The following is a 23,568-nucleotide window of genomic DNA, read 5'->3' as shown; positions in this document are numbered from 1 at the left end:
GGTCTTAGTGATCCGGTGGTTCTGTATGGAAGGGCCATCGCTCAACGGATAAAAGGTACTCCGGGGATAACAGGCTGATACCGCCCAAGAGTTCATATCGACGGCGGTGTTTGGCACCTCGATGTCGGCTCATCACATCCTGGGGCTGAAGCCGGTCCCAAGGGTATGGCTGTTCGCCATTTAAAGTGGTACGCGAGCTGGGTTTAGAACGTCGTGAGACAGTTCGGTCCCTATCTGCCGTGGACGTTTGAGATTTGAGAGGGGCTGCTCCTAGTACGAGAGGACCGGAGTGGACGAACCTCTGGTGTTCCGGTTGTCACGCCAGTGGCATTGCCGGGTAGCTATGTTCGGAAGAGATAACCGCTGAAAGCATCTAAGCGGGAAACTTGCCTCAAGATGAGATCTCACTGGGATCTTGAATCCCCTGAAGGGCCGTCGAAGACTACGACGTTGATAGGTTGGGTGTGTAAGCGCTGTGAGGCGTTGAGCTAACCAATACTAATTGCCCGTGAGGCTTGACCATATAACACCCAAGCAATCTGCACACGAAAGCAGATTGTGGTGGTGAAGACGAAAGACCCGAAAGTTCGCAACTTCACAAATCACATATCCGAATTGGCTGAGGGTGCTGCAAGGCATTCACGGCAACAGAATTTCTTGACGACCATAGAGCATTGGAACCACCTGATCCCATCCCGAACTCAGTAGTGAAACGATGCATCGCCGATGGTAGTGTGGGGCTTCCCCATGTGAGAGTAGGTCATCGTCAAGATTCATTTCGCAAAACCCCTATCTGCGCGAGCAGGTAGGGGTTTTGTCTTTTCTGCGTTCCATAACGACAGCGCGTCGCCTGGTTCGCCAGCAAGGCTGGCTCCTGCATCCGTGATAAGGTTCCTATTTGCAACCGGCCGCCCTCTGAGAACACCCAATGCCCCAGACCACCTCACTGCATCCAGGCTTCATGATCGTTCAAGGCAACCGCCTGGATGACTTGCGCAACCTGGTCGTGAGTGTGATGCGTCGCTACCCCTTGGCGCCTCTGGAAAACGAAATCGCCTTGGTACAGAGCAATGGCATCGCCCAATGGCTGAAGCTGGCCCTGGCCGAGGATCCGCAGGACGATGACCAAGGCGGCTGTGGCATTGCTGCCGCGATCGATGTGCAATTGCCGGGCAGCTTTATGTGGCAGCTCTATCGCAAGGTGTTGGGGCGCGACGAAATCCCTGAGGTGTCGTTGCTCGACAAGGCCCCGCTGACCTGGCGCCTGATGCGCCTGCTGCCGGAGGTGATCGAGCGGCCACACTTCGAGCCCTTGCGCCGCTTCCTGACCGACGATAGTGACTTGCGTAAGCGTTACCAGCTGGCCGAGCGCCTGGCCGATCTGTTCGACCAGTACCAAGTCTACCGGGCCGACTGGCTCAAGGACTGGGCCAATGGTGCCCATGTGCTCAATACCGCGCGCGGTGAGCGCAAGCCCCTGGCCCCGGGCAATCGCTGGCAGGCCGAACTGTGGCGGATCCTGCTCGAGGACGTGGGTGAAGCCGGCATGGCGCAAAGCCGGGCGGGGGTGCATCAACGCTTCATCGAGCGCATCAACAGCCTGGAACATGCCCCAGCGGGGCTGCCTGCCCGGCTGATCGTATTTGGCATATCGTCCCTGCCCGCGCAGATCCTCGAGGCGCTGGCCGGTCTTGCCCGATTCAGCCAGGTGCTGCTGTGCGTCCATAACCCATGCCGCCACCACTGGGGCGATATCGTCGCCGACAAGGACCTGCTGCGCCACCAGTACAAGCGTCAGCAACGCAAGCAAGGCATGCCGCTGCACCTGGATGACGAGCTGCTGCACCAGCACGCCCACCCGCTCCTGGCCGCCTGGGGCAAGCAGGGCCGCGACTATATCAACCTGCTCGACAGCTACGACGATCCAGGGAGCTACCAGAGCGTGTTCAGCGACGGGCGTATCGACCTGTTCAGCGAGCATACGCCGAAGACCCTGCTCAACCAGTTGCAGGACGACATCCTCGAACTCCGTCCCCTGGCGGAAACCCGTGAACAGTGGCCGGCGGTGGAGCCTGCCAAGGACCGCTCCGTACGCTTCCATATCGCCCATAGCCCGCAGCGCGAAGTGGAGATCCTCCACGACCAGCTACTGGCCCGTTTCAGTGCCGATCCCACGCTGCGCCCGCGGGACATCATCGTCATGCTCCCGGCGATCGATACCTATGCACCCCATATCCGCGCCGTGTTTGGCCAGCTCGAGCGCAATGACCCGCGCTACATCCCCTTCACCCTGACCGACCAGGGCCAGCGCGGCCGAGACCCGTTGCTGATTGCGTTGGAGCACCTGCTTAAGCTGCCTGACAGCCGTTTCGCCGTGAGCGAAGTGCTCGATCTGCTGGATGTGCCTGCCGTGCGCGCGCGCTTCGCCATCCAGGAGAGCGACCTTGCCACCCTGCACCGCTGGATCGAAGGCGCCGGCATCCGCTGGGGCCTCAGTGCCCAGCAGCGTGCCATCCTTGGCCTGCCCGAAGGATTGGAGCAGAACAGCTGGCGTTTCGGTTTACGCCGCATGTTGCTTGGGTATGCCGTGGGAGTGGGCGAGGGTTGCGATGGCATCGAACCCTACGACGAGATCGGTGGCCTCGACGCGGCCTTGATCGGCCCGCTGGTCGCCTTGCTCGATGCGCTGGAGGTGGCTTGCCAGGTGCTGTCGCAGCCGGCCAGCGCCACTCAGTGGGGCGAGCGACTGCATGCACTGTTGCAGGTGTTCTTCCTGGCCGAGGACGAGCACGACGAACTGCTGCTGGTCCAGCTCCAGGACCTGCGCGATACCTGGCTGGAAACCTGCGAGGCCGTCGGCCTGCAGGATTTGCTGCCGCTCACCGTGGTACGTGAGGCCTGGTTGTCGGGCCTGGACCAGGGCAAGCTGTCCCAGCGCTTCCTGGCAGGTTCGGTGAACTTCTGCACGCTGATGCCGATGCGCGCGATTCCCTTCCGCGTGGTCTGCCTGCTGGGCATGAACGATGGCGATTACCCTCGCGCACAGCCACCATTGGACTTCGACCTGATGGCCAGCGACTACCGGCCCGGCGATCGTTCGCGGCGCGAGGACGACCGCTACCTGTTGCTCGAGGCCCTGCTCTCGGCCCGCGATCAGCTATATGTCAGCTGGGTGGGCCGTAGCATTCGCGACAACAGTGAGCGCCCGGCATCGGTGCTGGTCGGTCAGTTGCGCGACCATCTGGCCGCTGGGTGGCAACTGGCCGGCGCCAAGGCCGGGCAACGGGATGATCCGGGGCAGCAATTGCTTCACGCCTTGACCCAGGAGCACCCATTGCAGCCCTTCAGCCAGCGCTATTTCCAGAAGGGCAGCTCGCTGTTCAGCTTCGCCAATGAATGGCTGGTACTGCATCAGGCCAGTACCGACACCCGGGCCGAGCAGGCCACGCTGTCGCCGTACAGCAGCGACGAGCCGCTGAGCCTGACGCAATTGCAGGACTTTCTGCGCCACCCGGTACGCCACTTCTTCAGCCAGCGACTGAAAGTGTTTTTCGAAGCCCTGGAGGCGCCGACCCCGGACGAAGAGCCGTTCACCCTCGATGCACTGCAACGCTATGGCCTCAGCGAAAGCCTGCTCGGCGCCGCGCTGGCCGACCCGGACAACGCCGAGCAAGCCTTGCACACCCAGGCGCGCCGCCTCCAGGCGTGCGGCTTGTTGCCCTTGGCCGGTTTTGGTGAGGCCTTGCAAGTGGAGCTGATCCAGCCGCTGCCAGACCTGCTGCAACGCCACCGGCAGCTGTTGCAGCGTTGGCCGACGCTGGTCGAGGGGGCCTTGCCCATCCACTTTGAGCAGGGGCCGCAGCGCCTGGAGGGCTGGCTCGGCCGTGTATACCAGGCCGAGGACCAGAGCCTGCTGAGCATCGCTACGGTGCCCAACAGCATCAGTGCCGGGCGCAACAACCTGAAATGGCATCGCCTGGTGCCGACCTGGGTCATGCACCTGGCGGCTTGCGCCTGCGGTTATCCGCTGCACAGCGCGCTGGTGGCCAGCGACGTGACGCTATTGCTGGGCCCACTGCCCCAGCACGAGGCCGCCGAGCGCCTGGGCGAGCTGTTGTTGGCGCGCCAGGCGGGGATGAACACGCCGCTGCCGGTGGCGATCAAGACCGCCTTTGCCTGGCTCGCCCAGGAAGACCCGAACAAGGCCCTGGCCGCCGCGACCCGCGCCTATGAAGGCGATGGCCAGAACAGCTTCGGCGAGCGTAGCGAGAGCCTGGCCCTGCTCCGGCAATTTCGCGACTTCGCCGCGCTGGCCCTGGACGAGACGTTCGAAGGCTGGTGCGAAACCCTGTACCGCCCCCTGTTCGCCGCGCCCTGGCAAACCCTGGGTAACCCGGAGAGTGCCCAATGAGCCAAGCCCGCCCCCTGGCCTTGAGTTTCCCGTTGCATGGCAGCCAACTGATCGAGGCCAGCGCCGGTACCGGCAAGACCTTCACCATCTCCGCCCTGTACCTGCGCCTGATCCTCGGGCATGGCGGCGCACAGGCCTTCCCCCGCGAACTGTTGCCACCACAAATCCTCGTGGTGACCTTCACCGACGCCGCCACCAAGGAGTTGCGCGAGCGTATCCGCACGCGCCTGGCCGAAGCTGCGCGGTTCTTCCGTGGCGAGCTGGAAGACGCCGACCCGCTGCTGCACCTGCTGCGGGGTGATTATCCACAGGAGCACTGGCCACGTTGCGCCAACCGCCTGGAAATCGCCGTGCAGTGGATGGACGAGGCCGCGGTCTCGACCATTCACGGCTGGTGCCAGCGCATGTTGCGCGAGCACGCCTTCGACAGCGGCAGCCTGTTCACCCAGAGCCTGGAAACCGACCACAGCGAATTGCTCGGGCAGGTCATGCGCGATTACTGGCGGCGCTTCTGCTATGGCATGCGCGGTGAGGCGCTGGCCTGGGTGCGTGGCAACTGGGGCAGCCCGGATGCCTTGCTGCCGAGGATCCGGCCGCTGTTCGGGCAGGTGCGTGGCCACACGGATGACCAAGACCCGCAGGCGCTGATCGAGACGACCCTGCGCCAGCGCGGCGAGCAGTTGGGCCAGCTCAAGGCGCCATGGGGCGCCTGGGCCGATGAGCTGCAGCAGATCTGTCGCGACGCCGTGGCCGCCAAGCAGGCGGACGGGCGCAAGCTGCAGGCTCGTTTTTTCGAGCCCTGGTTCGACAAGCTGCGTGCCTGGGTCGGCGACGAGCAGGCCATGGAGCTGGACCTGGGCACCGGTTTCACGCGTCTGACGCCGGCCGGCATGGCTGAGGCCTGGAAGGCCGGCGAGCCGCCCGAGCACCCTGCGCTGCGCGCCATGGAAACTCTGCGCGAACAGTTGCAGGGGCTGGCCAGCCCCGATGCGCGCCTGCTGGAGCATGCCGCGGCCTGGGTCTCGGCGCGTTTCGAGGTGGAGAAGCGCCGACGTGCCGAGATGGGCTTCGACGACATGCTCCTGCGCTTGCAGCATGCCCTGGGCAGCGATGCCGGCGAGCGCCTGGCCGGGTTGATCCGCGAGCAGTTCCCGGTGGCGCTGATCGACGAGTTCCAGGACACCGACCCGGTGCAGTACGGCATCTTCGAGCGTATCTACCGTATTACCGAGAACAATCCGGACACCGGCCTGTTCATGATCGGTGACCCCAAGCAGGCGATCTACGCCTTCCGTGGCGCCGACATCTTCACCTACCTGGCCGCCCGGCGTGCCACCGCCGGGCGCCTGCACAGCCTGGACACCAACTACCGCTCCAGCCAGGCCATGGTCGCGGCGGTCAACCGGGTGTTCCTCGAAGCCGAGGCGCGTCGTGAAGGGCGCGGCGCGTTCCTGTTTCGCCGCGACGGCGACAACCCGTTGCCATTCGTCGAGGTCCAGGCCAAGGGCCGCAGCGAGCAGTTGCTGATCGACGGCCAGGCCACCGCCGCGCTGCAGTGCTGGCAACTGGAGAGCGACGAGCCGGTTTCCGGCACCCTGTATCGCCAGCGCCTGGCGGCCAGTTGCGCCAGCCACATTGTCGCCTTGCTCGTTGCTGGCCAGCAGGGGGTAACCGGCTTCGCCGATGCGACCGGCAAGCTGCGCCCGTGCCTGCCATCGGATATCGCCATCCTGGTACGTGATGGCCGTGAGGCGCAGATGGTCCGCGCCGAGCTGGCCGCCCGCGATGTGCGCAGCGTGTACCTGTCGGACAAGGACTCGGTGTTCGCCGCCCAGGAAGCCCACGACCTGCTGGCCTGGCTCAAGGCCTGCGCCGAGCCGGATTCCGAACGCCTGCTCAAGGCCGCGCTGGCCAGCCTGACCCTCGACCTGCCACTGCTCGAGCTGGAGCGCTTGAACCAGGATGAGCGGGTCTGGGAAGACTGGGTCATGCGTTTTCGCGGATACCGCGACACCTGGCAACGCCAGGGCGTGCTGCCGATGCTGCGGCGCTTGCTGCACGACTTCCACCTGCCGCGCACGCTCATGGGGCGCAGCGATGGCGAGCGGGTGCTGACCAACCTGCTGCACCTGGCCGAATTGCTGCAACAGGCGGCGGGTGAGTTGGACGGCGAACAGGCGCTGATCCGCCACCTCACGGAACACCTGGCTACGTCCGGGCAGGCCGGCGAAGAGCAGATCCTGCGCCTGGAGAGCGACGAACAGCTGGTCAAGGTGGTGACCATCCACAAATCCAAGGGCTTGGAATACCCCTTGGTCTACCTGCCGTTCATCTGCACCAGCAAGCCGGTGGACGGCCAGCGCCTGCCGCTGGGCTGGCATGACGACGAGGGCGTCGCGCACCTCACGCTAACCCCTGATGCGCGGCAGATCGAACGCGCCGACGACGAGCGCCTGGCCGAGGACCTGCGCCTGCTCTACGTTGCCCTGACCAGGGCCCAGCATGCCTGCTGGCTGGGCGTGGCCGACCTCAAGCGCGGCACCCAGCGCAGCTCGCAGTTGCACCGCTCGGCGCTGGGCTACCTGCTCGGTGGTGGCCTGCCCCTGGCGGCCAGCAGCCAGCTGGGTGACTGGCTCGATACTCTGGCGGCCAGCAGCCCGAGTATTGCCAGACTGGCGCTGCCCGAGGCCAATGAGCAGCGCTACCGCATGCCGGACAGCCAGCGCGAACTGCTACCGCCGCGCAAGCCACGGCGCGCCGCCGCCGAGCATTGGTGGATCGCCTCGTACAGCGCGTTGCGCCTGGGCGACCAGACCCTCGTCGCTGACAGCTCCCAGGCCCAGCAACTGCTGGATGATGACGCCCTGGACAGCCAGCAGCTGCGCGAGGTGCCGGCGCAGGCGGGCGACATCCATCGCTTCCCCCGTGGCCCGAACCCCGGCACCTTCCTCCACGGCCTGCTCGAATGGGCCGGGCGCGAAGGCTTTGCCGAGGTCAGTGCCCAGCCCGTCGAGCTCGAACGCACGGTTGGCCGGCGCTGCAACCGGCGCGACTGGACGGACTGGATTCCGACGCTCACGCAGTGGCTGCAACAGGTGCTGGTGCAGCCTTTGCCGTTGCAGGGCACCCGCGTGAGCCTGGCCGAGCTGCGCCAGTACCAGATTGAGATGGAGTTCTGGTTCGCCAGCCATCGGGTCGATGCGCAACAGCTCGACCAGTTGGTGGTGCGCCACACCCATGCCGGCGCCGCGCGCCCGGCGGCTTTGCCGACCGTGCTCAACGGCATGTTCAAGGGCTTCATCGACCTGGCCTTCGAACTCGACGGGCGTTACTACGTGGCCGACTACAAGTCCAACTGGCTCGGCCCCGACGCTGGCGCCTACGAGGCCCAGGCCATGGAGCAGGCGATCCTCGAGCACCGCTACGACCTGCAGTACGTGCTCTATCTGCTGGCCTTGCATCGCCAGTTGCGCGCGCGCCTGCCCGACTACGACTACGACCGCCATGTCGGCGGTGCCTTGTTCATCTTCCTGCGTGGCGTCACCACGGCGGGGCACGGGCTGTACCACGCCCGGCCACCACGGGCGCTGATCGAGCAGCTCGACGCGCTGTTCCGCGGCGAGCCCACGTCCGCTCAACAGGACCTGTTTGCCGGAGCCGCGCCATGAGCCGAAATCTCGACGATCTGCTGCCGACACCGTTGCAGGCCGAGCACCTCAGCGCCCTGGCGCCCCTGCGCGACAGCCATGATCTGCTGGCATTGCTCGATCGCTGGGTCGAACGCGGCTGGCTGCGTGCCCTCGACCGGGCGTTCGTCGGTTTCCTCGAAGAGCGCGCCCCAGGCAGCGACCCTCTGGTGCTGCTGGCGGCGGCGTTGGCCAGTCACCAACTGGGTCATGGGCATGTCTGCCTCGACCTGCGCCAGACCCTCGCCGAGCCGGATTTCGCCCTGTCGCTGCCGCCGGAAGGCGATGCCCTGACAGGCCCTCTGCTGTTGCCATCACAGCTGCTAGGCAGTCTCGACCTGGCGTTGTGGTTGCAGCGCATCGGGCAGAGCACGCTGGTGGCCGCTGGCGATAGCCTGGCGCAACGTCCCCGCCCCTTGGTGCTCAGTGGCGAACGTCTGTACCTGCGCCGCTACTGGACCTACGAGCGGCGCATCGATACCACGCTGCACGAGCGCCTGGCGCGCCAGTTCCCGGTGCAAGCCGACCTGCCGCAGCGCCTGGCCCAGTTGTTCGACGAAGGGGCGCCGATGGGCGAGGTGGATTGGCAAAAGCTCGCCTGTGCCCTGGCTACCCGGGCAGGTTTCAGCGTGATCACCGGGGGGCCGGGCACCGGCAAGACCACCACCGTGGTGCGCCTGCTGGCGTTGTTGCAGGGGCCCGCGGTCGAGCAGGGCCGGCCCCTGCGCATCCGCCTGGCGGCGCCGACCGGCAAGGCCGCGGCACGCCTGACCGAATCCATCGGCCAGCAGGTGGCGCGCTTGCAAGTGGCGTCCGAGGTTCGCGAGCAGATCCCCACCGAGGTCAGTACCGTGCACCGCCTGCTGGGCAGCCGTCCCGGGTCGCGGCACTTCCGCCACCACGCGGGCAATCCCCTGCCGCTGGATGTGCTGGTGGTCGACGAGGCGTCGATGATCGACCTGGAGATGATGGCCAACCTGCTCGACGCCTTGCCGGCCAATGCGCGGCTGGTGCTGTTGGGCGACAAGGACCAGTTGGCGTCGGTGGAGGCCGGTGCGGTGCTCGGCGATCTGTGCCGGGATGCCGAGGACGGTTGCTACTGGCCGCAAACCCTGGCCTGGCTGGAGCAGATGGGGGGGCAGTCGCTGGCCGGTGTCGGTTTGCAAGCGGGCGATGGCCTGCGCAAGCCGCTGGCCCAGCAGATTGTCATGCTGCGCCATTCCCGGCGCTTCGGTGAGGGCAGCGGCATCGGCCAGCTGGCGCGGCTGGTCAACCGGCAGCAGGCGCTTGAGGCACGCGCGCTGCTGGCGAAACGGCTCGACGATGTGTTCTGCCTGACGCTCGGTGGCGAGCACGACAAGCGCCTCGACCGCCTGCTGCTCGATGGCCTCAACCAGGGCACGGAGGGCCCGCAAGGCTACCGCAGCTATCTGCGTACCATTGGTCGCCTGCGTCCGGCGCCGGGCACCCCCGCCGACGACCCGCGCTGGGAGCAGTGGGCCAGCGAAGTGCTGCGCGGCTTCGAAGCTTTCCAGTTGCTGTGCGCGGTGCGCAAGGGCGCCTGGGGCGTGGAGGGGCTGAACGAACGGGTGGCCCGGGTGCTGCACAACGCCGGTCTGATCGACACCCAGCAACCCTGGTACGAGGGGCGCCCGGTGCTGGTGACCCGCAACGACTACGGCCTCGGCCTGATGAACGGTGACATTGGCATCGCCCTGCGCCTGCCGGACGAGCAGGGCGAGGCGCTGCTGCGGGTGGCCTTCCCGCGCAACGACGGCAGTGGCGGCGTGCGTTTCGTCCTGCCCAGCCGGCTCAGCGACGTGGAAACCGTGTTCGCCATGACCGTGCACAAGTCCCAGGGCTCTGAGTTCAGCCATACCGCGCTGGTCTTGCCTGATGCGCTGAACCCGGTGCTGACCAAGGAGCTGGTGTACACCGGCATCACCCGCGCCAAGCAGTGCTTCAGCCTGGTGGAACCGCGCGCCGGGGTGTTCGAGGAGGCCGTCGGGCGCAAGGTCAGGCGAGTGTCGGGGTTGATGCTGGAGCAAGTCTGACTCTGGAGTTCGCCGCCGATATGCTATCGTTGCGGCATTATTTGGAAACCTTTTGTGAGATTTCCCTCCATGACAGTGGCTGTCTCGGCCCTGAGACGAGTGTCGGGCTGTGCGTTCTCGCTGCTGCTGGCTTTGCTGTTGTCGAACGGCGCTTCTGCCTGGGCGGCCGGCGCCGTGCCGGATGCCCAGGCCCAGCAACGGGCCCGGGCCGTGACCCAGGTGGTGCTGGGCATCCTCAGCTACGCGCGCTGGCCCGCCGAGCCCAACCCTTTGCGCCTGTGCCTGGTCGGCCCCACCGAGTATGCCGATGACCTGATCAAGGGCGATGTGCAGCACTCCGGGCAGCCGCTGCAGGTGCGCCGCCTGCTGGCCAACGACCCGAGCGTGGCCAGTGCCTGCGACGCGGTGTACATCGGCAAACTCGACCAGGCCCATCGCGAACGTTTGTTCCAGGCGCTCAACGGCCACCCGGTGCTGAGCATCAGCGAGGCCGGCGATCCGTGCACGGTCGGCAGCCTGTTCTGTTTGCGCATCGGCGACCCGCAGGTGGCCTTCGACGTCAACCTCGATTCCGTGGCCCGCAGCGGCGTGCGCATCCACCCCAGCGTGCTGCAACTGTCGCGACGGCGGGCAGGGCAGCCATGAAGCGTGCAACCAAGCGCTTCAGCCGGCCGACGCTGCGCGCGGTGCTGGGGCGCGGGCATCTTGGTGTGGCCTTGCTTGCAGCCGGCCTGGCCGGTGTGCTGGTGACCCTGCTCGGGGTCGCGGCCCTGCGGGTATACGCCAACCACAACCTGCACTTGATCGCCCGTTCCATCAACTACACCGTCGAGGCCGCCGTGGTCTTCGACGACAGCGCCGCGGCCAACGAAGCCCTGGCGCTGATCGCGGCCACCGAAGAGGTGGCCGATGCCAAGGTGTATGACAACGACGGCGACCTGCTGGCCCATTGGCAGCGCGATGAACAGGGCGTGATGGCGCAATTGCAGACCCAGGTGGCGCGCAGCCTGCTGGAGGAACCGATCAACATGCCGGTGCAGCACATGGGGCAGCAGGTCGGCCATATCGAGCTGACGGGGCAGGGTGGCAGCCTGGTGCGCTTCCTGCTCAGTGGCCTGGTGGGCATTCTGGTGTGCACGGTGCTCAGTGCCGTGCTGGCGCTGTACCTGTCGCGCCGGGTGTTCGGCGATATCATCCGGCCCCTGCGCCACCTGGCCAGCGTTGCCCACGCCGCGCGGCGTGAGCGCAGCTTCGACCGCCGCGTGCCCGAGACCCAGATCGCCGAGCTCAATGAGCTGGGTAACGACTTCAATGCCCTGCTCGATGAACTGGAGGCCTGGCACAGCCACCTGCAGAGCGAGAATGAAAGCCTCGCCCACCAGGCCAGTCACGACAGCCTGACCGGCCTGCCCAACCGGGCATTTTTCGAGGGCCGCTTGAGCCGCAGCATGCGCACTGCCGCGCGCAATGAGGATCACCTGGCGCTGCTGTTCCTCGACAGTGACCACTTCAAACAGATCAACGACAGCCTCGGCCACGCGGTGGGTGATGAAGTGTTGATCAGCGTGGCCAGCCGGGTGCGCGCGCAGTTGCGCGAACACGACCTGGTGGCGCGCCTGGGCGGTGACGAGTTCGCCGTGCTGCTCACGCCGCTGCATTCGCGCGAGGACGCCGAGCGGATCGCCGAGAAGATCGTCGCCAGCATGAAACTGCCGGTGCAGCTGGAGGATGGCAACAGCATCACCACCTCGCTGAGTGTCGGCATCGCCTACTACCCCGACGACGGCCGCGACCCGGCCAGTCTGCTTAACGCCGCCGATGCGGCGATGTACCAGGCCAAGCGCAAGCGCCGTGGCCATTGGCAAGTGGCACAGCCGGACCGCCGTGCCTCTGACGTAAAGAACAGGAGCTGAACCGTGATCGATCGTTTGCGTTTTCCGTTTTTCGCCCTGCTGCTGGCGTTTTTCGCCCTCGGTGGCTGCCAGAGCGTACCGCCCAAGGGCCTGACCCCCGAGCAGGTGGCGGTGCTCAAGCGCGAGGGCTTTGCTCCGACCGACGAAGGCTGGGCGTTCGACCTGTCGGGCAAAGTGCTGTTCGGCAGCGACCTGGATAGCCTCAACGGGCAGAGCGAGTCGATTGTCGAGCGGATCGGCAAGGCCTTGTTGTCGGTGGATATCCAGCGGGTGCGCATCGACGGCCATGCCGACGCCTCGGGCAAGGCCGCCTACAACCAGCTGCTGTCCGAGCGCCGCGCGCAGAGCGTGGCCAAGGCGCTGATCGGCATCGGCATGCAGCCGCAGAATATCCAGACCCGCGGCCTGGGCAGCAGCCAGCCGGTGGCCGACAACCGCACGGCGGCAGGACGCATGGAGAACCGCCGGGTGTCGATCGTGGTGGCCTCTGACTGAGTCGATCGCTTCCCCCGATTTCTGTGGGAGCAACTGTCTTGCTCAACTGCTAAAGCTAGCGCGGTCGCTGTGGGAGCGGCTTCAGCCGCGAACACCGGCGCAGCCGGTGCCAGGCACCGTGTTGCTTGCTGCGCGGGTAAACCCGCTCCCACATGAGAGACGCATAACCTGGGGTCAGCGCGGTCCCTGTGGGAGCGGCTTCAGCCGCGAACACCGGCACAGCCGGTGCCAGGCACCGCGTCGCTTGCTTCGCGGCGGTGCGGCGGTCCGACAAGCCCGCTCCCACAGGTGTGGTGCATGCCCTGAGGTCGGCGCGCTAGTTTTAGCAGTTGAGCAAGACAGTTGCTCCCACAGGTTTGAAAATCTACGCCCCCGTCAGTCCAGGGCGAACTTCATCTCTTGGGATTCCCCCATCAACAGCGGCGCATTGGCCTCGGTCACCTCGCGGATGTAATCCCACAACAGGGTGATCCGCTTGAGCTTGCGCAAGTCCTCCCGGCAATACATCCAGAACTGCCGCGTCACCTCGACCTGTTCCGGCAATACCGTCACCAGCCTTGGGTCCTGCGCCGCCAGGAAGCACGGCAGGATCGCCAGCCCGCGCCCTTGCAACGCCGCGGTGTACTGGGCGATCACGCTGGTGCTGCGCAGATGGGCTTGGGCATTGGGGATCAGGTTGGCCAGGTACAGCAGCTCCGAACTGAACGCCAGGTCGTCGACATAGCTGATGAAGGGGTGGCCCGCCAGGTCGGTGACCGTGCGGATTGGCGCGTGACGCTCCAGATAGTCCTGGGTGGCATACAGGCGCAGGCGGTAGTCGCACAGCTTGCAGCACACATAGGGCCCATGCTCGGGCCGCTCCAGGGCGATGACGATGTCGGCCTCGCGCTTGGACAGGCTGATGAAGTGCGGCAGTGGCAGGATATCCACCGAGATCGCCGGCCAGGCATCGACGAAGTGGCTCAGTTGCGGGGTGACGAAGAAGCTGCCGAAGCCTTCGGTGCAGCCCATGCGCACATGCCCCGACAGCGCCACGCCCGAGCCCGACACCTGCTCGCAGGCCATGTGCAAGGTGCTTTCGATCGACTCGGCGTAGCCCAGCAGGCGCTGGCCTTCGGCGGTGAGGACGAAGCCGTTGGTCCGCGACTTCTCGAACAGCAAGGTGCCCAGCGCCCCTTCCAGTGAACCGATGCGCCGCGACACCGTGGTGTAGTCCACGCTCAGGCGCTTGGCCGCACTGCTGGCCTTGCGGGTGCGCGCTACCTCAAGAAAGAACTTGAGGTCATCCCAGTTGAGCGCGCTCAGGGAGGTGAGGTCTTTTTGCATGATGATCCGGTTTTTTTGTGCATTCTTGTTGGATGTTTGCACATCTATACTCGATCTCAGCCCCTAGACGCCACCCCGTGTTCACGCCGGCGTAGGCGATCTCGTTCCGACAATAATTCCAAGGAGAGCGCAGATGAACGCACCGCAAACCCCCGACCAGACCAAGGTCGAACAGGTCAAGCTGTTGATCGACGGCCAGTGGGTCGAGTCGAAGACCACCGAGTGGCGCGACATCGTCAACCCGGCTACCCAGCAAGTGCTGGCGCGGGTGCCGTTCGCCACCGCGGATGAGGTGAACGCCGCCGTGGCCGCCGCCGAGCGCGCCTTCAAGACCTGGCGCGACACCCCGATCGGCGCGCGCATGCGCATCATGCTCAAGCTGCAGGCGCTGATCCGCGAGCACAGCAAGCGCATCGCCGTGACCCTCAGCGCCGAACAGGGCAAGACCACTGCCGATGCCGAAGGCGATATCTTCCGTGGCCTGGAAGTGGTCGAGCACGCCGCCTCCATCGGCACCTTGCAGATGGGCGAGTTCGCCGAAAACGTCGCTGGCGGTGTCGACACCTACACCCTGCGCCAGCCGATCGGCGTGTGCGCGGGCATCACCCCGTTCAACTTCCCGGCGATGATCCCGCTGTGGATGTTCCCGATGGCCATCGTCTGCGGCAATACCTTCGTGCTCAAGCCCTCCGAGCAGGACCCGCTGTCGACCATGATGCTGGTCGAGCTGGCGCTGGAAGCCGGCATTCCAGCCGGTGTGCTCAACGTGGTGCATGGCGGCAAGCAGGTGGTCGACGGCATCTGCACCCACCCGGATATCAAGGCGATCTCCTTTGTCGGCTCGACCGAGGTCGGCACCCATGTCTACAACCTGGGCAGCCAGCACGGCAAACGCGTGCAGTCGATGATGGGCGCCAAGAACCACGCTGTTGTGCTGGCCGACGCCAACCGCACCCAGACCATCAATGCCCTGGTCGGCGCCGCGTTCGGCGCGGCCGGCCAGCGCTGCATGGCCACCTCGGTGGCGGTGCTGGTGGGCAAGGCCCGCGAATGGCTGCCGGACATCAAGGAGGCGGCGAGCAAGCTCAAGGTCAATGCTGGCAACGAGCCGGGCACCGATGTTGGCCCGGTGGTCTCCAAGCGCGCCAAGGAGCGTGTGCTGGGCCTGATCGAAAGCGGTATCAAGGAAGGCGCCACGCTCGAACTGGACGGCCGCGATGTGAAGGTGCCGGGCTACGAGCAGGGCAACTTCGTCGGCCCGACCCTGTTCTCCGGGGTGAAGACCGACATGCAGATCTACACCCAGGAAATCTTCGGGCCGGTGCTGGTGACCCTCGAGGTCGATACCCTCGACGAGGCCATCGCCCTGGTCAATGCCAACCCGTTCGGCAACGGCACCGGCCTGTTCACCCAGAGCGGCGCGGCGGCGCGCAAGTTCCAGAGCGAGATCGACATTGGCCAGGTCGGCATCAACATTCCGATTCCGGTGCCTGTGCCGTTCTTCAGCTTCACCGGCTCGCGTGGCTCCAAGCTCGGCGACCTCGGCCCGTACGGCAAGCAGGTGGTGCAGTTCTACACTCAGACCAAGACCGTCACTGCCCGTTGGTTCGATGACGACAGCGCGGGCGACGGTGTGAACACCACCATCAGCCTGCGCTAAGGAGAAGCTATGCGTATCGCATTCATTGGTCTGGGCAACATGGGCGCGCCCATGGCCCGCAACCTGATCAAGGCCGGGCACCAGCTCAACCTGTTCGACCTGAACAAGACCGTACTGGCGGAACTCGCCGAGCTGGGCGGCCAGGTCAGCACTTCACCGAAGGACGCCGCCGCCAACAGCGAGCTGGTGATCACCATGCTGCCGGCCGCGGCCCATGTGCGCGGCGTGTACCTGGATGAAACCACCGGCGTGCTGGCGGGCATCCGCCCCGGCACCCCGACCGTGGATTGCAGCACCATCGACCCGCAGACCGCCCGCGACGTCTCCAAGGCCGCGGCGGCCAAGGGCATCGACATGGGCGACGCGCCGGTCTCCGGCGGCACCGGTGGCGCGGCGGCCGGCACCCTGACCTTCATGGTCGGCGCCAGCGCCGAGTTGTTCGCCACGCTCAAGCCGGTGCTGGAGCAGATGGGCCGCAATATCGTGCACTGCGGCGAGGTCGGTACCGGGCAGATTGCCAAGATCTGCAACAACCTGCTGCTGGGCATCTCGATGATCGGCGTGTCCGAGGCCATGGCCCTGGGCGATGCGCTGGGTATCGACACCAAGGTGCTGGCCGGGATCATCAACAGCTCCACCGGGCGCTGCTGGAGTTCGGACACCTACAACCCGTGGCCGGGCATCATCGAGACCGCCCCGGCCTCGCGCGGTTACACCGGCGGCTTTGGCGCCGAGCTGATGCTCAAGGACCTGGGGCTGGCCACCGAGGCCGCGCGCCTGGCGCACCAGCCGGTGATTCTCGGCGCCGTGGCCCAGCAGCTGTACCAGGCGATGAGCCTGCGTGGTGAAGGCGGCAAGGATTTCTCGGCGATCGTCGAGGGGTACCGCAAGAAGGATTGACGAGCGAGTGGACTTGATCGTGGACCGTATGGTCCTCCCCCTTGTAACTGCGCACCTTGGGGGAGGGGCATGCGTTCCGCGATTTTTTTTGCTCGATTCATCAGGCGCTGCCTGAACCTGTGGAGCGGGCTTGTCGGACCGCCGCGAAGCAGGCGACGCGGTGCCTGGCACCGGCTATGCCGGTGTTCGCGGCTGAAGCCGCTCCCACAGTGACCGCGCCGACCTCAGGGCATGCACCACACCGCGGCTGAAGCCGCTCCCACAGCGACCGCGCCAACCTCAAGGCCTGCACTGCTACAGGCCGTGTGGCCAACTCCGGATCAGGCAAACACGAAATACTTGCGCACCGTCTCGACCACTTCCCAGGTCCCTTTCATACCCGGTTCGATCACGAACACATCGCCTGCTTTCAGGTGTTTCGGCTCCTCGCCCTCCGGGGTGACGATGCAGTAGCCGTCGAGGAAGTGGCAGTACTCCCACTTTTCATAGTTGACCTCGAACTTGCCCGGTGTGCAGATCCAGGTGCCCATGATCTTGCTGCCATCGGCGGACAGGTAGGCGTTGAGGTTGACGGTGTGCGGATCGCCGCCGATGCGTTTCCATTTGGTCGCGTCGACCACCGGGGTCGGACAGGTTTCGCGCAGGACGGTGATGAAATCGGACATGGCACAACTCCTGGTGACTGGCTGAGTGACAGGTCACCTTAGAGGCAAGCCGAGCGCCGCGGTTGCCTGGGGTCGACGCCCAGCTGCCTGGTTGCGCTATGCCCACCAGTAACGCACGAAGTGGAAGAACACCGGCGCGGCGAAGCACACCGAGTCCATGCGGTCGAGCATGCCGCCGTGGCCTTCGATCATGTGCCCCCAGTCCTTCACCCCGCGATCGCGCTTGATCGCCGACATCACCAGCCCGCCGAAGAAGCCCATGGCATTGACGGTCAGGGCCATCAGCGCCGCCTGCCAAAAGCTGAACGGGGTGATCCAGCACAGCGATGCGCCCACCAGGGTGGCCAGCGCCACGCCGCCGGCCAGGCCTTCGACGGTCTTCGACGGCGACAGGTTCGGCGCCACCTTGCGCTTGCCGAACAGCTTGCCGCACACGTACTGCAGCACGTCGCTGATCTGCACCACGAGGATCAGCCAGGCAATCAGCAGCAGGTTGCGCCCTTCGTAGCCGGGGATGTCCAGGGTCATCAACGCCGGCACCGACGACACGCAGTACACCGCGATCATCAAGCCCCATTGCACCTTCGAGGCACGCTCCAGGAAACGCGTGGTGTCGCCGCCGAAGCTGGCCAGGATCGGCAGCAGCAGGAACAGGTACACCGGGATGAAGATGCTGAACATCCCGTACCAATCCATGGCGATCAACAGGTACTGCACCGGCAGCGCCACATAGAACGCCGCCACCAGCGCCGGGTAGTCGCTGCGTCGGGTCGGGGTGAGGGTCATGAACTCGCGCAGGGCATAGAAAGACACGCCGTAGAACAGCACGATCACGCCGTACTTGCCGAACAGGAAGGCGATGCCGATCACCAGCACCATCACCCACCAGGCATTTATACGCGCGTTGAGGTTGTCGATCACCGCGTGCGGCGCAGGGCCGGCGCGCCACTTGAGCAGGCGGCCGATCAGGCTGGCGAGCAGCAGCAGGGCGCCGATGCCGGCGAACAGGGACAGGGTGTTGTGATCCATTTCAGGCTTCCTTCGGGGCCAGGTTCAGCAGGGCCTGGCGGGCCCGCTCGAGAAACGCGTGCTTGCTTTCGTCGGGCTCCAGGTGCAGCGGCTCGCCGAAGCTCAGGGTGCACAGCAGCGGCAGCGGCAGGGCGCGGCCCTTGGGCATGACCCGGTTGAGGTTGGCGATCCACACCGGTACCAGTTCGACCTGCGGGTTGGCCGAGGCCAGGTGGAACAGGCCGCTCTTGAACGGCAGCAGCGCCTCGTCGGTCAGGTTGCGGGTGCCCTCCGGGAAGAAGATCAACGAGTCGCCCTGGGCAAATGCATCGAGTACCGGTTGCAGTGGGTTGCCCTCGCCGGCGCTGTGCTGGCGGTCGATCAGCACGCCGTTGAACACCTGGCGGATCAGGAAGTCGCGGATCCCCGGCTTGCACCAGTAGTCGGCCCCGGCCACCGGGCGGGTGCGGCGGCGCAGGCCCTCGGGCAGCGAGGCCCAGAGCAGCACGAAGTCGCCATGGCTGCTGTGGTTGGCGAAGTACAACCGTTGCACCGGTTGTGGCGTGCAGCCCAGCCACAGGGCGCGGGCGCCGGTGATCAGGCGGGCGGCGGAAGTGATGACGAAGGCGGTCAGGCTGGCGAGCATGGCGGCGGTCTTATCCGGTGAAAGGAAGAATGAGTGCGAGCACGACTTGTACCGTGAGGCACAGCGCCTGGCGCCGCAGCAGGGCCAAGGCACCCTGGCTGCGCGTCGGCCAGTCGCGGGCATCGCTGGCGCTGGGTTTCAGGCGCAGCTCGACCAACGCATGGTCCAGGGCCTGGGTGTCGGCGGGCAGGTCGCTGCTGGCGCCGAGGCGCGCGAACAGCTCGGCATCCAGGGCGACACGGATGGCCCAGTACTTGTGCGCCAGGCCGATCAGCAGCAAAGCCGCGCAGAGCAAATGGGCGAGCGGATGCAGGGGGAGGCCCAGCAGCGGTGCGAGGCTGCAAGCCAAGGCCAGTAGGGTGATGCCATCTGACAGGCGTTCCAGCTGGCGACCGCGCGCGAGCAGGCTGGCGACGACATGCAGGTTCATGGGTGGGCTTCCAGTTGTTGCAGAGCGAGGCGATGGGCCGGGTGCAGGACCACGCCGGGGCGGGCGTTACGAATCAGCGCTTCGGCCTGTTCAACATTGTTGCAGCGGCCACTGAGCAGCAGCCAGGCGGCCACCGCGCTGGCACTGCGGGAGTAGCCCAGGGCGCAGCAGACCAGCAGTGGGCCATGTTGGCGCATGTCTTCGATGGCCCTGGCGGCTTGTGCCAGCAATTGGCTGTCGGGGGCGATCAGGTCGAGTGTTGGCAGGTTGTGGTAATGGCGTGGCAACGGGGGCGCCGGCAGTTCGGCGCACAAGTCGACGATGCTGACGAACGACGAGGCTTCGCTGCGCCCGGGCAGGCGCCCGAGGTGCACGCCGTCACACACTTCATCCGGCTGGGGATGTCGCCAGGTCCACAGCCGCGAGTTTACCCAGGCGGCCAGCAGATAGGGCGCCAGCAAGCAAGTCGCGGCAATGGACAGCCGGCCATCTGCGTCCTTCTGAAAGCCCGCTGCCCCGAATACGGCGTAGTTCATCCCTACCAGCAGCAGCGAGAGGGCGGGCCACAGCAACCACAAGGCCGCATGCCCGAGTTTGCACGCGATCAACGCGAGCAGCATGGCCCCCAGCCCGTAACGTAGTGTCAGCCGCCAGCGCTTTGGGTCGCGAGCGATCCGCGCTGCCTGCCAAGGCAGCGCCCCCTGCCGTGGCCACAACCACAGGCAGACGAAACCGGCCAGTGCCCCGGTCGGCAGGTCGATGAAGTGGTGCTGCCAGGTGGTTAGCACCGACAAGCCAATCAGGCCCATCCACAGGTGCGTCAATCCTCGCCACAGCGGCTGGCGCACATGCCGGGCGAACATCGTCCAGATGATCACCAACAGCGCGATATGCAACGACGGCGCCTGGTTGTAGGGCTTGTCGAAACCCATCAGCACATCGAACAACCAGCCGAACAGCCCGGACAGCTCGGGCCGCTCGAAGGTGAAGCGCAGCGGCCACAGTAGGAAGCAGGCGACACAGATCAGTTGTGCGTAGAGCAACGCCAGGGCATGGCGGTCCATCTCCTGGCGTGTGCGCGGCAACAGGAACGACAAGCCGTAGAGCAGGTCGATCGACCAGTACGGGATGATCGTCCACGGCCATAGCGGCATGTGCCGTTCCCAGGCGAACACCAGGCTGCCGATATCGTCGCGTCCGGCGGTATAGGTATTGGCCAGGCCATAACTGAGGAAGAAGAACGGCCCCAGCAGCAACAGCCACAGGATGCCCCGGCGAATCAGTCCGGCTTCACGGGCCATCAACCTACCCGCTGCGCCAGGCTGACGCTGAAGATGCCCCATTCGTCGATGCGCTGGGCCAGTTTGCGAAAACCAGCGGCCTCGACCAGTTGGTCCATCTCCGCCTGGCTGCGCCGGCGCATCACCCAGGCTTGACCACCGCGGTGGCTGGTCAGGGCGCGGGCGATCATTTCCAGTTGCGGGTGCCAGGGCTGTCCGGTGTAGACCAGGTAACCGCCGTCCTCTATCGCGTCGGCCAGGCCGGCTAGCGAATTACCTACCAGCGCATTGCTGGCGAACAGTTCGTACAAGCCGCTGACCACGGCCAGGCTCGGGCGGGGATCGAGGCTGGCCAGGCTCTGGCGGTCGAACGCATCACCCTGGACAAAGCGGGCGACCTGGCCCAGGCCCTTGGCCTCGATCAACGCGCGGCCTTGCTCGACGTTCAGCTCGCTGTAGTCGCGCAGCAGGATCGAATCGGGCAGTTGCTCGAGGCCCTGCAGGGCCTCGAGGATGTAGCGGCCGTGGCCGGCGGCGATATCGACGATATGCACCGGGCGCTGTTGCTCGCGCAGCTCGGCGATGGCCAGGCGCAGCAGCTCCTCGACGTGCAGCTTGCGCTGGCGGATGCCGCGCCAGCCGATGGCGTTGAGGTAGTTCTGGTCGATCAGCTCGCCAAGCCGGCCTTTGCCCGTGGGGGTATTGCGGTAGACATAATCGAGGGTCGAACCGGAATCGAAGCCGGTGTCGAAGCCCAGCTTGACCCCGGCGGACAACCCCTGGCCCAGGCGCAGGCTGGCGCGGGTGGCGCGCCAGTAGAGATCGCGCGGCGAGTGGCGTGGCAATGGCGCGGCCAGGCTTTCGGCCTCGGCGCAGCTGGCGCCGGTCTTGTCGGCGTCCAGTAGCGAGGGCAGCGGCATGGGCGCGTCGAAACAGTGCTCGATGAAACGCTTGATTCGCGCCAGGGCGTGGCTGCGGTTGCGTTCGCCGAGGGTGTCGTGGAAAAAGCCCGGGAGGATGTGTTTTTCCTTGCGGGCGCTGCCCAGGCGTTCGAAGAACTGCTCCTGTGGCTTGCGCTTGACCACGAAGTCGGCGCCGGAAATCAGCAGTTGTGTCGGCACCTGGATCGCCTGGGCGTCGGCCACCACGCGATCGGCGGCCTCATACAGGCCCAGCAGCATGGTCACCGAGATCGGCCGGCTGATCAGCGGGTCGGCCAGGTACGACATGACCCGTTCGGGGTCATGGGTCAACAGCCGCGGCTTGACGTAGCTGTTGACGAAGAAGTTGCCGCGCCAGGCCTTCAGCAGTTTCAGCCCTGGCCGGGCGAAGGGCACGTAGAGCTTGACCTTGAACGCCGGCGAGGCCAGTACCAGGCAGCGCACCTTGGGCGCGTAGTCGTGGGCCCAGGTGGCGACCAGTACCGCGCCGACACTTTGCGCCAGCACGGCGATATCCGCCTCGGCGATGCCGTGCCGGGCCTGGATGTGCTCGATGAAGGTCTGCACATCGCGCACGCTGGTGGCAAAGCCCGGGCTGTCGCCGCGAGCGCCAGGCGACTGGCCGTGGCCACGGGCGTCCCAGGCGAAGATGTCGTAGCCGGGCAGGTCCAGCTCGTCGGCCAGGTGCGCCAGGCGTCCGCCGTGCTCGTGGCCACGGTGGAACATCACCAGCGCGCGACGCGGCGAGTATGCGTTGCTGGTGGCGGGCCAGTGACGGTAATGCAGCTCGACCCCGTCATGGGTGGAGAAATGCAGCGATTGCGCTTGGCGCATGGCGAATATCCTTGTCCGACGGCGGAGGCTCAGCGGGTTTCGGCCAGGCCGTGGCGAACCCGGTTGTACAGGGTATAGAGCGAGAGCAGCAGGATGACCAGCAACAGGCCGTTGATCCAGCTCGCGGGCAGCAGGTCCAGTGCCACCCCGGTACCCAGCACGCCGAAGGCGAACGCCCGGTCGCTCTTGCCCATCGGCCCGTCGTAGCGGCGCGAGGCGCCGGTCAGCGGGCCCATGACCCCGGCGTACTCGCTGATTACCGCGGCCAGCACTACCAGCACCACCAGCGCCGGCGCCACGCCCGGCAGCAGGGCGAACGGCAGGTACAACGCCGCGTCCGCGACCAGGTCGCAGAGTTCGTTGAGGTAGGCGCCAAGCGTGGATTGCTGGCCGAACTCACGGGCGAGCATGCCGTCCACGGCATTGAGCGCCATGCGCAGCAGCATCCACAGTGGGATCAGGATGAACAGCCAGGTGACCTGCGCCAGCCAGGCCAGCAACAGGCCAAGCAGCAGGGACACTATGGCAGCGCTCAGGGTGACCTGGTTGGCGCTGACGCCGCGCTGGTGCAGGCGCTGGACGGTGGGGCGCAGCAGCGCCTGGAAACGGGGTTTGAGCTGGTAGATCGATGGCACGGCGAATTCCCTGTCGTAACGCGGCATGCGCCGGATTGTGGGGAATTGTGCGGCTGCCGGGCAAGGGGCATTTGCCTGACTTGTGAAGTAGCCGAAACGTGCTTTTAGCGGGCCATGCGCCGTGTATCGGAATAAGTGTGCATGGTGTGTATTAGGTTTTATTTTGCTCAAGCATGATGTGTAGCATACACATCGCCTGCCAAAGGATGGATGCGTGAGCGGTGAGGCGCAAGATGTTTGCCGGGCTTGAATCTCAATGGAGGCAATCGATGAAATATCCAGTTGTGCTGCACAAGGACGACGCTTCGGACTACGGCGTGAGCGTGCCCGACGTACTGGGTTGCTTCTCTGCCGGGCGTACAGTGTCGCAGGCGCTCGACAATGTGCAGGAAGCATTGGCGCTACATTTCGAAGGGCTGGTGGCCGATGGCGAGCCACTGCCACAGGCGCGGGAAGTGGATGCGCACCTGGACAACCCGGACTTCGCCGGCGGGGTTTGGGCGGTGGTGGAATTCGATGTGACGCCCTACCTGGGCAAGGCCGTGCGTTTCAATGCAACGTTGCCGGAGAACCTGCTGCAGCGTATCGACGAGAAGGTCAAGCGCGACCACCGCTATGCCTCGCGCTCCGGTTTCCTGGCTTCTGCTGCCTTGCGCGAACTGGCCGTTGGCCAATGAGCAACGG

17 protein-coding genes and 2 rRNA genes (1 of these 19 only partly in view) are annotated in these 23,568 nt (G+C 65.8%); 11 read left to right on the top strand and 8 right to left on the bottom strand.

The window, feature by feature from the left end:
- The 8 genes from HU772_RS21630 to yfiB all read left to right on the top strand — a co-directional run.
- A 23S ribosomal RNA gene (locus HU772_RS21630) occupies positions 1–523 on the top strand; it begins 2,370 nt to the left of the window's first position.
- A 133-nt stretch (positions 524–656) separates the two neighbouring features.
- Positions 657–772 (top strand): 5S ribosomal RNA (rrf, locus tag HU772_RS21625).
- A gap of 156 nt (positions 773–928) precedes the next feature.
- Positions 929–4,411 carry an exodeoxyribonuclease V subunit gamma gene (gene recC / locus HU772_RS21620; protein WP_186661259.1) on the top strand — a complete coding sequence of 1,161 codons (3,483 nt, stop codon included), beginning with the start codon at positions 929–931 and terminating at the stop codon, positions 4,409–4,411.
- Complete coding sequence (gene recB, locus HU772_RS21615; protein WP_186661261.1) at positions 4,408–8,079, top strand: exodeoxyribonuclease V subunit beta; 3,672 nt, start codon at positions 4,408–4,410, stop codon at positions 8,077–8,079. Before recC ends, recB begins: the two co-directional genes overlap by 4 nt.
- Positions 8,076–10,151, top strand: coding sequence for an exodeoxyribonuclease V subunit alpha (gene recD, locus HU772_RS21610; protein ID WP_186661263.1), 2,076 nt, complete (start codon positions 8,076–8,078; stop codon positions 10,149–10,151). Before recB ends, recD begins: the two co-directional genes overlap by 4 nt.
- Positions 10,152–10,220: 69 nt before the next feature.
- Complete coding sequence (gene yfiR, locus HU772_RS21605) at positions 10,221–10,796, top strand: regulatory sequestration protein YfiR (protein WP_186661265.1); 576 nt, start codon at positions 10,221–10,223, stop codon at positions 10,794–10,796.
- A complete protein-coding gene (gene dgcN / locus HU772_RS21600) occupies positions 10,793–12,064 on the top strand; it encodes a diguanylate cyclase DgcN/YfiN (RefSeq protein WP_186661267.1) in 1,272 nt (423 codons plus the stop codon). Before yfiR ends, dgcN begins: the two co-directional genes overlap by 4 nt.
- A gap of 3 nt (positions 12,065–12,067) precedes the next feature.
- The gene (yfiB, locus tag HU772_RS21595) at positions 12,068–12,559 is read left to right on the top strand and encodes an outer membrane lipoprotein YfiB (protein WP_186661269.1); all 492 of its coding nucleotides are present in this window, start codon (positions 12,068–12,070) and stop codon (positions 12,557–12,559) included.
- Positions 12,560–12,934: 375 nt separating this feature from the next.
- Here yfiB and HU772_RS21590 read toward each other — a convergent pair whose 3' ends face one another.
- Positions 12,935–13,885: a LysR family transcriptional regulator gene (locus HU772_RS21590; protein WP_186661271.1), complete on the bottom strand. Its 951-nt coding sequence runs from the start codon at positions 13,883–13,885 to the stop codon at positions 12,935–12,937.
- 133 nt (positions 13,886–14,018) lie between these two features.
- On the opposite strand from HU772_RS21590, the gene HU772_RS21585 reads away from it, so the two are divergent.
- Together HU772_RS21585 and mmsB are read left to right on the top strand one after the other, a co-directional pair.
- The gene (locus tag HU772_RS21585) at positions 14,019–15,545 is read left to right on the top strand and encodes a CoA-acylating methylmalonate-semialdehyde dehydrogenase (RefSeq protein WP_186661273.1); all 1,527 of its coding nucleotides are present in this window, start codon (positions 14,019–14,021) and stop codon (positions 15,543–15,545) included.
- 9 nt (positions 15,546–15,554) lie between these two features.
- Entirely contained in the window at positions 15,555–16,445 is an 891-nt protein-coding gene (gene mmsB / locus HU772_RS21580; protein WP_186661275.1) for a 3-hydroxyisobutyrate dehydrogenase, read from the top strand.
- A gap of 320 nt (positions 16,446–16,765) precedes the next feature.
- Here mmsB and HU772_RS21575 read toward each other — a convergent pair whose 3' ends face one another.
- From HU772_RS21575 to HU772_RS21545, 7 genes are all read right to left on the bottom strand, one after another.
- Positions 16,766–17,110 carry a cupin domain-containing protein gene (locus HU772_RS21575; protein ID WP_023631693.1) on the bottom strand — a complete coding sequence of 115 codons (345 nt, stop codon included), beginning with the start codon at positions 17,108–17,110 and terminating at the stop codon, positions 16,766–16,768.
- A 96-nt stretch (positions 17,111–17,206) separates the two neighbouring features.
- Entirely contained in the window at positions 17,207–18,139 is a 933-nt protein-coding gene (locus tag HU772_RS21570) for a phosphatidate cytidylyltransferase (protein ID WP_186661277.1), read from the bottom strand.
- A gap of 1 nt (position 18,140) precedes the next feature.
- Positions 18,141–18,764, bottom strand: coding sequence for a lysophospholipid acyltransferase family protein (locus HU772_RS21565; protein WP_186661279.1), 624 nt, complete (start codon positions 18,762–18,764; stop codon positions 18,141–18,143).
- A gap of 10 nt (positions 18,765–18,774) precedes the next feature.
- Positions 18,775–19,194 (bottom strand): hypothetical protein, encoded by a 420-nt coding sequence (locus HU772_RS21560; protein ID WP_186661281.1) that lies wholly within the window; start codon positions 19,192–19,194, stop codon positions 18,775–18,777.
- The gene (locus tag HU772_RS21555) at positions 19,191–20,495 is read right to left on the bottom strand and encodes a phosphatase PAP2/dual specificity phosphatase family protein (protein WP_186661282.1); all 1,305 of its coding nucleotides are present in this window, start codon (positions 20,493–20,495) and stop codon (positions 19,191–19,193) included. Before HU772_RS21555 ends, HU772_RS21560 begins: the two co-directional genes overlap by 4 nt.
- Positions 20,495–22,249 (bottom strand): bifunctional alpha/beta hydrolase/class I SAM-dependent methyltransferase, encoded by a 1,755-nt coding sequence (locus HU772_RS21550; RefSeq protein ID WP_186661284.1) that lies wholly within the window; start codon positions 22,247–22,249, stop codon positions 20,495–20,497. The genes HU772_RS21555 and HU772_RS21550 overlap by 1 nt, the downstream gene beginning before the upstream one ends.
- Positions 22,250–22,278: 29 nt before the next feature.
- On the bottom strand, positions 22,279–22,884 hold the full coding sequence (locus tag HU772_RS21545) for a CDP-alcohol phosphatidyltransferase family protein (protein WP_186661364.1): 606 nt from the start codon (positions 22,882–22,884) through the stop codon (positions 22,279–22,281).
- A 269-nt stretch (positions 22,885–23,153) separates the two neighbouring features.
- Between HU772_RS21545 and HU772_RS21540 the strand changes: the two genes are divergently transcribed.
- Positions 23,154–23,561: a type II toxin-antitoxin system HicB family antitoxin gene (locus HU772_RS21540; protein WP_186661286.1), complete on the top strand. Its 408-nt coding sequence runs from the start codon at positions 23,154–23,156 to the stop codon at positions 23,559–23,561.
- Positions 23,562–23,568 lie beyond the last annotated feature (7 nt).

Origin of the sequence: Pseudomonas xantholysinigenes (genome assembly GCF_014268885.2) — a bacterium.
Classification (GTDB): domain Bacteria; phylum Pseudomonadota; class Gammaproteobacteria; order Pseudomonadales; family Pseudomonadaceae; genus Aquipseudomonas; species Aquipseudomonas xantholysinigenes.
This window is presented reverse-complemented; position numbering and strand designations above follow the sequence as displayed.